At 65.4% G+C, this 13,287-nt stretch carries 13 protein-coding genes; 9 read left to right on the top strand and 4 right to left on the bottom strand.

Features of this window, described 5'->3' with window-relative positions; translation table 11 throughout:
* Positions 1-29 precede the first annotated feature (29 nt).
* Positions 30-347: an ArsR/SmtB family transcription factor gene (locus ACEN8U_RS10585; RefSeq protein WP_013591875.1), complete on the bottom strand. Its 318-nt coding sequence runs from the start codon at positions 345-347 to the stop codon at positions 30-32.
* Positions 348-659: 312 nt separating this feature from the next.
* On the opposite strand from ACEN8U_RS10585, the gene ACEN8U_RS10580 reads away from it, so the two are divergent.
* Complete coding sequence (locus ACEN8U_RS10580) at positions 660-1,946, top strand: MFS transporter (RefSeq protein ID WP_310109035.1); 1,287 nt, start codon at positions 660-662, stop codon at positions 1,944-1,946.
* Between the two features lie 3 nt (positions 1,947-1,949).
* Here ACEN8U_RS10580 and ACEN8U_RS10575 read toward each other — a convergent pair whose 3' ends face one another.
* Together ACEN8U_RS10575 and ald are read right to left on the bottom strand one after the other, a co-directional pair.
* Positions 1,950-2,366, bottom strand: coding sequence for a PAS domain S-box protein (locus tag ACEN8U_RS10575; protein ID WP_013591877.1), 417 nt, complete (start codon positions 2,364-2,366; stop codon positions 1,950-1,952).
* Positions 2,367-2,510: 144 nt separating this feature from the next.
* Positions 2,511-3,629 (bottom strand): alanine dehydrogenase, encoded by a 1,119-nt coding sequence (gene ald / locus ACEN8U_RS10570; RefSeq protein WP_310109033.1) that lies wholly within the window; start codon positions 3,627-3,629, stop codon positions 2,511-2,513.
* Between the two features lie 336 nt (positions 3,630-3,965).
* Between ald and ACEN8U_RS10565 the strand changes: the two genes are divergently transcribed.
* The 8 genes from ACEN8U_RS10565 to ACEN8U_RS10530 all read left to right on the top strand — a co-directional run bounded on the left by ACEN8U_RS10565 (position 3,966) and on the right by ACEN8U_RS10530 (position 12,054).
* On the top strand, positions 3,966-4,286 hold the full coding sequence (locus tag ACEN8U_RS10565; protein ID WP_310109031.1) for a hypothetical protein: 321 nt from the start codon (positions 3,966-3,968) through the stop codon (positions 4,284-4,286).
* A 245-nt stretch (positions 4,287-4,531) separates the two neighbouring features.
* Positions 4,532-5,092, top strand: a complete 561-nt coding sequence (locus ACEN8U_RS10560; protein WP_413657022.1) for an RNA polymerase sigma factor — start codon at positions 4,532-4,534, stop codon at positions 5,090-5,092.
* Positions 5,089-5,505, top strand: coding sequence for a hypothetical protein (locus ACEN8U_RS10555; protein ID WP_310109027.1), 417 nt, complete (start codon positions 5,089-5,091; stop codon positions 5,503-5,505). Before ACEN8U_RS10560 ends, ACEN8U_RS10555 begins: the two co-directional genes overlap by 4 nt.
* Positions 5,502-6,023, top strand: coding sequence for a periplasmic heavy metal sensor (locus tag ACEN8U_RS10550; protein WP_013591883.1), 522 nt, complete (start codon positions 5,502-5,504; stop codon positions 6,021-6,023). Before ACEN8U_RS10555 ends, ACEN8U_RS10550 begins: the two co-directional genes overlap by 4 nt.
* 75 nt (positions 6,024-6,098) lie before the next feature.
* Entirely contained in the window at positions 6,099-7,661 is a 1,563-nt protein-coding gene (locus ACEN8U_RS10545) for a DUF1800 domain-containing protein (protein ID WP_310109023.1), read from the top strand.
* A gap of 5 nt (positions 7,662-7,666) precedes the next feature.
* Complete coding sequence (locus tag ACEN8U_RS10540; RefSeq protein WP_310109022.1) at positions 7,667-8,815, top strand: DUF1501 domain-containing protein; 1,149 nt, start codon at positions 7,667-7,669, stop codon at positions 8,813-8,815.
* Between the two features lie 372 nt (positions 8,816-9,187).
* Positions 9,188-10,885, top strand: coding sequence for a hypothetical protein (locus ACEN8U_RS10535; protein ID WP_310109020.1), 1,698 nt, complete (start codon positions 9,188-9,190; stop codon positions 10,883-10,885).
* Positions 10,886-11,025: 140 nt separating this feature from the next.
* A complete protein-coding gene (locus tag ACEN8U_RS10530; RefSeq protein ID WP_310109018.1) occupies positions 11,026-12,054 on the top strand; it encodes a MerR family transcriptional regulator in 1,029 nt (342 codons plus the stop codon).
* Positions 12,055-12,093: 39 nt separating this feature from the next.
* Here the strand turns inward: ACEN8U_RS10530 and ACEN8U_RS10525 are convergent, their stop codons facing one another.
* On the bottom strand, positions 12,094-13,275 hold the full coding sequence (locus tag ACEN8U_RS10525; RefSeq protein WP_310109015.1) for a porin: 1,182 nt from the start codon (positions 13,273-13,275) through the stop codon (positions 12,094-12,096).
* Positions 13,276-13,287: the final 12 nt, after the last annotated feature.

Below are 13,287 nucleotides of genomic sequence, written 5' to 3'. Positions count from 1 at the left end.
AGTGAAGGAAAGCGGCGATGCGAGACGGCTCAGAGCTTCGAGTTCATATGCTCGAGAAACGCCTGAATAACGGGCTCGTTGCGTTTGAAGAACACCCATTGCCCCACACGTTTCGACGTGACGAGTCCGGCGCGCTGCAACGCCGCGAGGTGAGCCGACACGGTGGACTGCGAGAGCCCGCAGCGCGCGTCGATCTTGCCCGCGCAAACGCCATGGTCGAGCGGGAGTTCCTGATCGGCGAAATGCGCATACGGCTCGCGCAGCCAGCCAAGAATCTCGCGACGCACCGGATTGGCGAGCGCCTTGTGGATCGCGTCGATGTCCGGCGCGATGGGGGTTCGTTTCATTCGTCAACTACCGTCATGCTGTTCAACAGTCAGGCGCGCGGCGGCGGCCTCCGCACGTCTCTATCGCTACGGAACGAAGTATATATCGGAACTTTACGATATGCACGGAGGCACTACTCGCGGTGGGGGAATGGCCTTGTCGACCCACTCCCCGCAGCCATAAGCCGCGCGCGCATCCGCCGCCAATCCGATACGCGGTGGCTTATCCCCGGTATCCGCAATTCCCGATCTCCGATGCGGAGCGCTTTTGCCGCATACAATGCGAGACGAACAAGGGTCGCCTTCGCCGATCCTTAAAAACGCACGCCATCGATGACCACCCCCGAAACGCCTCGCAACCTTCAGCAAGCACAGTCCGGCGCGCCCGCGCGCGCTGCCGCGGACACGCCGGCGCCGCACGATTCGCGCGCCCGTACGATCGCGCTGGCGGCGAGCCTTGCCTTGATCGCCTTCTCGTTACGCACGCCGATCACGAGCGTGGGTCCCATACTGCTCGAAGCGGTGCGGGCGACTCATCTGTCGCGCACCGGCGCGAGCGTGCTGACCACCTTGCCGTCGCTGTGCTTCGGCCTGTTCGGACCGCTTGCGCCGTTGCTCGCACGGCGCCTCGGCAGTGAGCGCGCATTGCTCGCGCTGCTGATACTGCTGACGCTCGGCACCGCGTTGCGGGTCGTTCCAGCATGGCAGGTGCTGTATGTCGGTCAGATCGTGGCCTGTTTTGCCATCGGCCTGATGAACGTGCTGCTGCCGGGCGTGGTGAAGCGCGACTTCCCGCATCATGTCGCGTTGATGACGGGGATCTACAGCGCCGCCATGTGCGCGGGCGCCGCCGCGGCCGCGGCGGCCACCGTGCCCGCCGCCAACGCGATCGGGCATCTGTTCGGCGGCGCGGGCGGCAACGCGTGGGCGTGGGCATTGGCACTGTGGGCCTTGCCGGTTGCGCTCGCGACGCTCGTGTGGGGCGTGCGTCTGCCCGCCAGGGCCTCGCATACCGCAAGACGCGTCCATGTGGTGAGCGGACTGTGGCGAGACCCGCTGGCGTGGAAGGTCACGCTGTTCATGGGGTCGCAATCGTCGCTGGCTTATATCGTGTTCGGCTGGCTGCCGACGGTGCTTCGCACGCGCGGCATGAGCGCTGTCGACGCCGGATTCATGCTGTCGCTGAGCGTCGTCACGCAGGCGGTCGCGTCGCTCTTGCTGCCGTTCCTGCTCGCTCGTCTGCGCGATCAGCGCGTGGTGAATGTGAGTGCGCTGTTGTTGACGGGCGTGGGTTTGATGGGCTGCTTCTTCGCACCTCTATCCACCATATGGATAGCCGCACTGCTGCTCGGCATGGCGCAGGGCGCGTCGTTCACGCTGGCGCTCACCGTCATCGGACTGCGTTCGTACGACTCGCACGTGGCCGCGCAGCTATCGAGCATGGCTCAAGGCATCGGCTATCTGATCGCGTCATGTGGACCGTTCATTGCCGGATCGCTGCTCCATGCAACCGGTTCGCTGAACAGCCTGGCCGCGCTATGTGCAGGCGTGTGCGTGGTGTCGGCCTGGTTCGGTTACGCGGCGGGGCGGCCGGAGCATGTCAAGGCGCACGTCGAGTAGGCGCTAGACAGGGCCGCCGTGCCGGGCAACGGCCCGTTCCTGTTCGACGCGAGCCGTGACGTCGCGCGCCACGGCCACGGAGCCGCACGCGCTGCCGTCTGCATCGACGACGAGCGCGAAGGTCATTTCTACATAGAGTTTGCGGCCTTCCTTGTGGATCGCGCTCGTCAGCGTCGCGCGGCCGTGCGTCCTTGTCACGCCGCTTGCCATGGCCGCCTCGAAGCCGCGCCAGTGCGCCGCGCGCAAACGTTCGGGGATGATCAGGTCCAGGTTCTGGCCGAGCGCCTCGGCGGCGCTGTGGCCGAACAGTGCGGCGGCGGCGCGGTTCCAGCGCACGATGGTGCCGGAGCGGTCCGCGTAGATGGCGGCATCGGCCATCTGATCGAATATCCATTCCGCTAGTGCTGGCGCTTCTGTCATACGCTCACTCCTGAATGGCAGAGAATCATGCAGACTTCGGCTGGCGAACGGTTTTCCGTCGACGGGGCGGGCAACAACCACGTCCCGCGCTGAACCAAATAAAGAAGCGGCGTGCCAAGAAGCTGCTGGACAACGCCTGACCCATCACATCGCCATGGCGGATTCCGGCGACTCCCACGTATAGTCGAGCGCCTCCGCCACTTCGCGGCAGGTCACCTTGCCGAACGCGACATTCAGGCCGTTGCGAAGATGCGCGTCGTCCTGCAATGCCTTGCGCCAGCCTTTGTCCGCGATTTGCAGCGCGAACGGCAGCGTTGCGTTGTTCAGCGCATACGTCGAGGTGCGCGGCACGCCGCCCGGCATGTTCGCGACGCAGTAGTGCACCACGTCGCCCACCCTGTAGGTCGGCTCAGCATGCGTCGTGGGCCTCGCCGTCTCGCAGCAGCCGCCTTGATCGATAGCCACGTCGACGATCACGGCGCCCGGCTGCATGGCTTCGACCATCGCGCGCGTCACGAGTTTCGGCGCGGCCGCGCCGGGAATCAGCACGCCGCCGATGACGAGATCGGCTTCGAGCACATGTTTTTCGACATTGTCCTGATTCGAAAACACGGTCATCACGCGGGCGCCGAGCAGACGGTCCATGCGCCGCAATGCGTCGAGATTGCGATCGATCACCACGACCTGCGCGCCGGTGCCCACGGCAATCTGCGCGGCGTTCGAGCCGACCACGCCCGCGCCGAGAATCACGATTTTCGCCGATGGCACGCCCGCAACGCCGCCAAGCAGAATGCCCTTGCCGCCATGCGCGCGCTCCAGACAAAACGCGCCTGCCTGAATGGACATGCGGCCCGCAACCTCGGACATGGGGGCGAGCAACGGCAAGCCGCCGGCTGCTTGCGTGACGGTCTCATAGGCAATGCAGACGGCGTTGCTCTTCACGAGATCGGCGCATTGGGCCGGGTCCGGCGCGAGATGCAGATAGGTGAAGAGAATCTGGCCTTCGCGCAGCATGGCGCGCTCGCCCGCCTGCGGCTCTTTCACCTTGATGATCAACTCCGCCGTTGCGAACACCTCTTCGGCGCGCGGCACGATCTTCGCGCCGGCCTTTTCATACACTGCGTCCGATGCGCCGATGCCGTTGCCGGCGCCTGTTTCGACAGTGACCGTATGCCCGTGCGCCACCATTTCGCGGACCGACGACGGTGTCAGTCCCACACGGTATTCGTGGTTCTTGATTTCCTTTGGAACGCCAACGTGCATGTCATCCTCCAGTTGCGGATAAACCGCTCTGTGATTTTTTTGTGCGCTGCGGCAGTGCGGCGAGCGCCGCCGGCGCCCGCTCGCCATGACACCTTGCGCAGAGGTGGCGCAGGCAGCGCGCGGCAGCGTCGTGAACCAGCATACGCCCGATTGCCGCGTACCGCTGGCCTTGCCGCGTCAAGGCAATTAGAGCGGCTGGCCCGGCGGCGATCAGTTCGTCAGCGATCATAGCGGGGCGCTGGTCCGTGAAAATCCAGCGACGGATTTTCGAAGCCGCTCCGTTCAAGAAGAAACGAAGCCGCATCGTGCTTCGATATTCAAACGGGAGAAACCAGCATGACATCGACAAAACCGCTTCGGCTCGCGAGCCTCGCGCTTGCCGTCGCATTAGCCTCTGGCGCCGCGCTCACCTCGGCGCCCGCACTCGCGCAGGCCGTGATCGTCGCGCCGGTGGCGCCGCCGCCGCCGCGCGTCGAGGTCGTGCCGGCGCCGCGCGCGGGCTACGTGTGGGATCAGGGCCGCTGGCGTTGGTATCGCGGCCGCTATGTGTGGGTGCCCGGCCATTGGCAGACGGTGCGCCCCGGCTATCACTGGGTGCCCGGCCATTGGGTGCAGCGCGGTCCGCACTGGCGCTGGGTCGAAGGTCATTGGGCGTGAACGGCTTTGCGCCACCTGTCAGGCAACTGTCATGAAAACACTTGTGATATTCCTGCTTGCGGCGATGTTGGCGGGCTGTGTGGTGTATCCAGCGCGGCCGGTCTACTATCGTCCGGCAGTCGTCGTGTATTGATGGCGGCGGTTCCGACTGCCGCGCGCATCGGGCCACCGTTGCGCGCGCAACCAATCTGCGAGGTTGAAGCCGACGTGAATTGCACCGCACGTGCGCCCGGGAGCGCCACGCCTTGAGCGAACGCGACCCGGACGCGGAGTTGCTCGAACAGGTCGGCCGCCATGACGCGGCCGCCGTGCGCACGCTCGTCGCGCGCAAACTGCCGCGTCTGCTCGCGTTCGCCACGCGCATGCTGGGCGATCGCATGGAAGCGGAAGACGTCGCGCAGGAAGTGTTCGTGCGGATCTGGAAACACGCGGCGCGCTGGCGCGAAGGCGAGGCGAAGTTCGACACGTGGGTTCATCGCGTCGCGCTGAATCTTTGTTACGACCGTTTGCGCGGCCGTCGCGAAGAGGTGCGCGACGAGCTGCCCGAAGAAGTCGATCCCGCCGCATTGCCTGATGTGCGGCTCGAAGCACGGGCTCGCGACGAGCGCATCCGTGCAGCGCTCGCCGCATTGCCCGCGCGGCAACGTGAGGCGCTGGTGCTGTGCTACTACCAGGAGATGTCGAACATCGACGCCGCCGCGCTGATGGGCATCACTGTCGAGGCGCTGGAAAGCCTGCTCGCCCGCGCGCGCCGCAACCTTCGCGCTCAACTGGCCGGCAGCGGCCTTAGCAAGGACAAGTCATGACGCCCGAAAGATTTCATCAGATTGTGGAAGCCTATGGCGCCGATCCGCGCCGCTGGCCGTCAGCCGAGCGGGCGGCGGGGCAGGCGTGGGCGCAGAGGCATCGTCAGCAAGCCGACGCGTGGCTCGCACAAGCGGCCGCCCTCGACGCGTGGCTCGCAGCCGACGCGGTGGCGCCGCCCGACGCGGCATTGCAGCAGCGCATCGTCGCCAGTGCGCCCGCGCGTCGGCCGGCTTCACAGCGGCGCACGTGGTGGTGGTCGGGCGCGGCCGTCGCCGGCGTGGGACTGCTGGGCGGCGTGGCCGGAGCGTTGGCCGTGTCGTTTTTTGTTTTGACGGAAGCGGTGCCGTCCGTGCATGAGTCTTATCTGACATCGAGTTTCGGTGGGTCGTCCGCCGATTGGAGCGGCGAATGAACAGCCGGTCGTGGAAAGTCGTGCTGGTGGTGTCGCTCGTCCTCAATGTGTTTTTGTTGGGCGCGATCGCCGGCGGCGTGTATCGATGGTATGCGGCGCGCGAAGCCGCGGCGCCGCTCGCCGCACAGCAGCGGGCCTTGCGCTTTGCCGCAGAGACGCTCTCGCCTGCGCGCCAGAAGGCCTTCGCCGACAGCCTGAAGAATGGACGCCGCGAAGGGCGCCAGTATGGGCGCGAGGCGCGCGAAGCGCGCCGCGAGGTGTTGCGTCTGCTCGCCGCGCCGCAGCTCGACCGCGCCGCGCTCGACGCAGCGCTGGCACGCACCCGTGCGGCCGACAGCAACCTGCGCGCGACAGTGGAAAGCAGCGTGGCGGACTTCGCCGCCACACTGTCGCCGCAGGAACGCGTGGAATTCGCCGACAGCCTGCGCTTGCGCGGACAGTGGCGCGAACCGCAAGCGAATGCCAAGGGCGCCGGGCCGGCCAGTTCCGCATCCGCGAATCAAGCTGCGAGCGAGTGAAAAAATGGCTGATCGTGGCGACGGATCGTCTGTCGCGCGAACGTTCAAGCCGTATCCGATGCCGAAGAGGGTTGTATGACTGTCTCACCTGATCTGACCGCTGCCGCGATTGCGCTGAACCGCTTCGGCCTTGGCGCGCGTGCTGACGACACACCGCCCGCCGAGCCCAAAGCGTGGTTGCTCGCACAGTTCGAGCAATATGAGCCGAGGCCCGCTGCATGGGCCGCTCAGCCGGACTCGGCTGTGCTGTCGAGCGAACTGGAGCAGGAGCGGCTTCGGTTGCGTCAGCAACGACAAGCCAATCCCGGCGCGGCGAGCGCGCCGGCGCAGAACAATGTGCAAAGCAACGCACAAAGCAACGCAGAAGCCAGCGCGCCAGGCAAGCAGCCGGCGGCCTCGCAAAGCGCTGCTCAAGACAATAAGGATGCCGAACGTAAAGCAATGCGTGTGGAAATACGCGATACGTACCGCGCTTCGGTGAATGCTCGGGTCGTGAGCGCCCTGACCACGAAGACGCCTTTCGTCGAGCGGCTGGTTCATTTCTGGGCGAACCACTTCGCGGTATCGACGGAAAAGCCCGCTGTGGCTGCGCTCGCCGGCTCGTTCGAAGCCGAGGCGATCCGCCCGCACGTGCTGGGCCGTTTCGAGGACATGCTGGTGGCTGTCGAGCGTCATCCGGCGATGCAACTGTTCCTCGATCAGACGCGCTCGGTGGGGCCGGACAGCATGGCGGCGATGCGCGCGGCGGCGCGTAATCCGGAGCGCAAGCCCGGTCTGAATGAAAACCTCGCACGCGAAATCATGGAGCTGCACACGCTCGGCGTGCGCAGCGGCTACAGCCAGGACGACGTCACGGAATTCGCCCGTGCACTGACCGGCTGGAGTGTCGTGGCCGATCCCATGAATGCGCGCCCTTCCGGCATGCAAGGTATCCCCGGCAAGCCGCCGGTGCCAGCGGCGCAGGTGGCCGCGGCGCCGGGCACCTTTGTGTTTCGCGAGGCGCTGCACGAGCCCGGTGTTCGCACGGTGATGGGCCGCCGCTACGATCAGCGCGGCGAAGAGCAGGCGCTCGCGATTCTGCATGACCTCGCCAGTGCGCCCGCGACCGCGCAGCATATCGGCACGAAGTTGGCGCGTCATTTCATCGCCGACACGCCGCCCGCGGGCGCGAGCGAAAAGCTGGCGAGCGCGTTCCAGATGAGCGGCGGCGACCTGCCCACCGTCTACCGCGCCTTGCTCGACCTGCGCGAAGCCTGGGCACCCACGCCCGTCAAGTTCAAGACGCCGTGGGAGTGGGCGATTTCGTCGATGCGCGGTCTTGGCTGGCAAGAACTCGGCAATGTGCAGGCCGCGCCGCTTCTCGCCCAACTCGGCCAGCCGGTCTGGCGTCCGGGCTCGCCCGCGGGCTACGACGATATTGCCGCAAGCTGGGCGGCGCCCGATGCATTGGTGCGCCGGGTCGAACTGGCGCAGCGCCTCGCGGCGCGCGTCGGCGACCGGCTCGACGCGCGCTCGCTCGGCCAGGTGTTGCTGCCCGGTTCGCTGGGCGCGCCCACCGCATTAGCCATTGCGCGGGCCGAAAGTGCCTCCACGGCGATTGCACTTTTGCTGGTCTCGCCCGACTTTCAACGGAGATGAACACTATGTCCTCACGCCGTCAATTCCTGCGGGTCGCCGCGGCCGGAGCAGGCGCGATGCTCGTCGCGCCGCGCATCGCTTTCGCGCGCGTCGTCACCGAGCGCCGTTTTGTTTTCATCATCCAGCGCGGCGCGGCCGACGGCCTGAACATCGTCGTGCCCTACGCGGAGCCGGCGTATGCGACGTTGCGCGGCGCGCTCGCCATCGATCCGGCCAGCGCTCACCGGCTCGACGGCAGTTTTGCGCTGCATCCCGCGCTCACGCAAATGGCCGCGATGTACGCTAATCGCGAGGCGCTGTTCGTGCACGCGGTGGCGTCGCCGTATCGCGATCGTTCGCATTTCGACGGACAGAACGTGCTCGAAACCGGCGGCGCGTCGCCGTATCAGGTGAAGGACGGCTGGTTGAACCGGCTCGCCGGACTGCTGCCTGCCGCGCGCGAAACCGCCATCGCGTTCGCGCCTACGGTGCCGATGGCGCTGCGCGGCGCGGCGGCCGTCGCTTCGTACGCGCCGTCCGGGCTGCCGCAGCCTCCAGACGATCTGCTGATGCGCGTTTCGCAACTCTATGACGACGACGCGCAGTTGCGCCCGTTATGGGAATCGGCGATGACGGCACGCGGGCTCGCGAGCAACGCGGGCGCGCGCCAGGACCCGGCGAGCGTCGGCAAGCTGGCCGCAGGCTTTCTCGCACGCGACGACGGCCCGCGCATCGCGATGATCGAAACCGGCGGCTGGGATACGCACAGTGCGCAGAACGCGCGCCTCGCCAATCAGTTGAAAGCGCTCGACACCCTGCTGGCGGCCTTGCGCGACGGCATGGGCGCAGCGTGGAGCAACACCACCGTGCTGGTGGCAACCGAATTCGGCAGGACCGCGGCGGCGAATGGTACCGAGGGCACCGACCACGGCACGGCATCGGTGGCGATGGTGTTGGGCGGCGCGGTCGCGGGCGGGCGGCTCGTCGCCGATTGGCCGGGGCTCGCGTCTCGCGACCTGTATGAAGGCCGTGACCTCAAGCCGACTGCTTCACTCGATGCGCTGATTGCGGGCGCGGCGGGCGAAGCCCTCGGTCTCGACCCGCAACGCACGGCGCGCGTGCTGTTCGGGCGGACGGGCGGTGTGAAACCGCTCACCGGCATCGTGCGCAGCTAGCCCATTCGCCCGGCTGCCCGGCAGCCGCGGCACCCCTTCTTTCCTCTTTCTCCTCACGTCTGCCGCAAAGCAGATCGTTCCGGCGTATCCGTCGCTCGCGGAAGATTCGTTTTTTTTCGCGCGAGCCCTACACAAGCGGTCCTTCCCTGCCGACATCCAGGCATCAGTTGCAATGCTTGAAGAGCGTTTCAAGCTGCCGGCGGGAAAATTGACCGGGCCCCATTATTCGCGACGATCCAGTTGTCGGCGTTCATCGCCGATTAATAAGGATGCCGAACGAACAAGAAAACGCCTGATTCCTCACGGACGCGCAACCCACCTTGTATTTCGCGGATTTTTGTCCGGGCGTCCCCGGCGTTGGATTGTCTTGCCATGGTTAAACGACGTGAGTTTCTCGGCTTGCTGACGGCTGTCGGCGGCAGTTATGTGCTGAGCGCATGCGGCGGCGGTGGTGGTAGCGCTGGAGATGGCAAGGCGACGAGCGCGGGGGTCACGACGAGCGCAACCTCCGGCTCGACCAGCAGCGCGACAACGGGCACCGCCGGCACGGGCAACAGGGGCACCACGGCGGGGACCGGAAACACAGGCAGCACGCAGACCAATGGGACCTCGGCAGGATCGAACGGCAAGAACGGCGCGTCGAACAGCGGCACGCCGGCTTCGGCGGACGGCACATCCATTCCGCCTGCGGCATCGATCGTCGACAATCAGGCGGCGGTCTGGACCGTGGTCAGCGGATCGGTGTACCGCAACAGCGTCAAGGCGGGCAACACGTACAACGTCTCGCTGCTGCTGTGGTACGGCGGCGTTGTCTATCATCAGGGCACGGGCGGGCAGTTCTACGGCTGGAGCGGTTCGGCCTGGTACGCGTGCGGCGACCCGCGGCTCGGCGTTACGTCTGCCGACGGCACGACGATCCCCAACGCGTCGTACATCATCGACAAAGCCGGCGCAATCTGGACCGTCGCGAGCGGCGTCGTGCTTCGCAACAACATGGCCGTCGGTGCGACCTCGAACGTATCGTTGCTGTTGTGGTACGGCGGCAAGGTCTGGTATCGCGCGGCGGGCGGGCAGTTCTACGTGTGCAACGATGTGGACCAATGGCTGCCGTGCGCCGATCCCCGCGTCCCGGTGGCGGCCGCGAGCGGCACGTTCCATGGCATCAACGGGCACTACGATTACCGCTACACGCCGGCACAGGTCGTGTCGATCATGCAGAACATGGGCTGCTCGACATATCGCGTCGGCGTCACCGACGATTCGACCCAGCTCGCCGCGGTCGTCGCACTCGCGCAGGCGTTCCAGTCGGCGGGACTCACGCTCTTCGTGCTCATCCAGATCGGCATGCGCGACGCGAACGGCGCGCTGCTCGCAACCGAATCCGCGGCGTATAGCCGGGGGCATTCATGCGGCGTGACGGTTGCAGGCGCACTCGCGCCGTACGGCGTGGTCATGTACGAGTGCGGCAACGAACTGACTCGCGACCCCGCGATCATTCTCGACTCCACCAATGCGGGCACCAAGGCGGTCGACTTCAGCAACGCAAACTGGCCGATCATGCGCGGTCTGATGCGCGGCATGATGGACGGCGTGAAGGCCGCGCAGCCGGCGGCGAAATGCGGAATCAACTTCTGCGTGGCGGATATCGGCGCCGCCGATGCCTTGTGGGACGGCACGCAACCGGACGGCACGAGCGGTTACCCGACAGTGCGCTGGGACATGACGACATGGCACAACTATGAAGTCTACGGCGACATTTTCGACATCGGTTCCGACGGCTCGGGCCCGGGCTTCGATCTGCCTACCTACTGTAAAGCGCGCTACGGTATGCCGTTTCTGCTCACCGAGTGGAATACGGGACCGGAAAAGACGCTGGCCTATCGCGCGGATTACATCAGCTCGCGCTATGCCAGCTACTACCAGGCACGAAAAACGAAGAACATCCAGTCGACGATGTACTACGAACTCGACAGCGGCAATACCACGTATGGCCTCATGATCGACGGCGTCACGGTCAACCTCACGTACAACGCATTTGTCAGCGCCGTCGCGAGCCATCCCGACAATTGACCGCGAGGCCGAACGCACCGCCTTCAGCAGCCCGCGCGCTCATACCGCCTTGCCTTCTCGCGCGCTGTCACTAGACATAGCCCTTGACCCTGACGTAGCGTGAGGCCTTAGTCTCTAACGCGTGTAAGGAGGGAGCTCGAATGCTGTTGAAGGTAGGGGAACTGGCGCGGCGCAGCGGGCTTACGGTGCGCACGCTTCATCATTACGACGCGATCGGCCTGCTCAAGCCTTCTGCGCGCGCCGACAACGGCTACCGTCTGTACGACCGCAACGATATCGCGCGCCTGCATCGCGTTCAGGCGCTGCGCCGTTTCGGTCTTGCATTGGCGGACATCGGCGCCTACCTGGCCGACCCCGATACGCCGCTCGCCACGATCGTCGCGCGGCAGGTCGCCATGCTGGATCAGCAGATCGTCCAGGCGACGAAGCTGCGTGTGCGGCTGCAAACGCTGCAGGACACGCTGCGCGCGGGCAACGAGCCCGACCTCTCCGACTGGCTTTCCACGCTGGAGTTGATGACCATGTACGACAAATACTTTACCGAAGACGAACTCGCGCGTATGCCGATGTATCGCAAGACGCAGGCGCCGGATCCCGAGTGGGCCGACCTCGTTGCCGAAGTCCGCGCGCAGATGGATGCGGGTGTGCCGCCCGAAAGCGAAACGCCACGCGCGTTGTCGGTTCGCTGGATGACCTTGCTGGTGCGCGACACCAGCGGCGATCCGCGGCTCCTCGCAAAGCTGAATGTGATGCATGACAACGAGCCTTCGATGCAGGAGACGCTCGGCATATCTACGGCATTGCGCGACTATGTACTGCGCGCGTTCTCCGAAACGAAGATGCGGATTTACGAGCGCTATCTGACTGCGGAGGAAAGCCGTTTCATGCGCGCGCATTACGGCTCGCGCGCAATGGAATGGCCGCAATTGATGGCGGATGTCCGGGATGCGATCGACGCCGGCATCGCGCCGGATTCACCGCAGGGCCGCGAACTCGCCTTGCGCTGGCTCGAGCTGTTTCGCAGCTACGCGGGCGACAACCCCGCGACGCATATGAAATTCCGTGAAGCGCTGCAAAACGAGCCCGAACTGATGGCCGGCACGTGGACGAGCGAGCCGCTGCTTGCTTTTGTCCGCGCGGCCGTATCCGCGGTTACGCCGCTCAGGTAGGACAAGGCGGTGCGGGTCCGCGGCACGGTCCCGACCCTGTCAGAACTTGTGACGGATCCCTAACTGAACGAAAGTTTGCCGGTTCGTGGACGACGCGCTCAGCGCATTGAGCGTCGCGCGCGCCGCCTTGCCGGTGGAGTCCGTCCCGCCGGCACACTCCGTGCTGCCGATCACGTAGATGTCCGTGCGTTTGGACAGGTAATAGTCGAGCGAGAGCGACACATTGTTGTATCGCGAACTGCCGATCGTGCCGACACCTGAACCGCGCGTGTAGCTATACACGAACTCGCTCAGCAGAAGCGGCGTCCAGTAATAGGTGAGGTTGAACTCGGCGGTGTCGAACTTCGCCGTGCCGGACAGACGCAGCGGATTCGCGCCCGACGAGGTATCGCCGAGATTCTTGAACTGCACATTGCTATACACGATCCCGAAGGTCGCCGGGCCGAGCGTATAGCGGCCGGCCGCCGCAAGGGCCTGATAGGTGTGCGCCGACGCATAGCCGCTGTACACCGGACTCGCGCTCAGGTTGTTCAGATTGGTGCCGGCTACATTGGTCGGCGTGCTGGTGAAGTACGACTGGTTGGGATTGCGCACGTTCATGAACGCGGCGCCAGCAGAAAAGCTGCCGTATTCATAGCCGACACCTGCCGACCATATCTGGTTGCGCGAAAAGTCGCCTGCCTGTCCGCCGAAGCCGTAGACGCCGCCTACTGTAAAGCCCCTCATGCTGGGGCTCGTGTACTTGATGGAGTTGTTGACGCGCTTGCTGTTGTTGAGGTTGTCCAGATCGCCCGGATGCGCGGTCGTGCCGCCGCCGAAGTTGGCCGAGTTCATTCGCGCCTCGACGAAGGTGACGAGCGAGTCGTATTGGCGCCCAAGCGTGAGCGTGCCGTAAGTCTCGCTCGACAAGCCGACGAACGCCTGCCGCCCGAACAGATTTCCACCCTGCAATGACGAGCCTTTGCCGAGGTCGAAGCCGTTCTCCAGGGTGAATATCGCCGAAAGGCCGCCGCCGAGATCCTCGACGCCCTTGAAGCCCCAGCGCGAGCCTTGCATGATGCCGCTCGACCCGCCGATCACGCGACCGCCGCCGCTGTTGCTCTGATAGTTCACGCCGTAATCGATAAGTCCGTAAAGCGTGACGGAACTGGCATGGGCTTGCGAGATGTTGCAGGCGGAAAGAATGACGGCGCAGGGAAGTAGTTTTCTGTTAATTAGCATGGCGAAATAATG

This window comes from Paraburkholderia phenoliruptrix, assembly GCF_047325075.1.
Classification (GTDB): domain Bacteria; phylum Pseudomonadota; class Gammaproteobacteria; order Burkholderiales; family Burkholderiaceae; genus Paraburkholderia; species Paraburkholderia phenoliruptrix.
The sequence above is the reverse complement of the archived record's forward strand: the minus strand, read 5'-3'. Positions and strand labels throughout refer to the sequence as shown.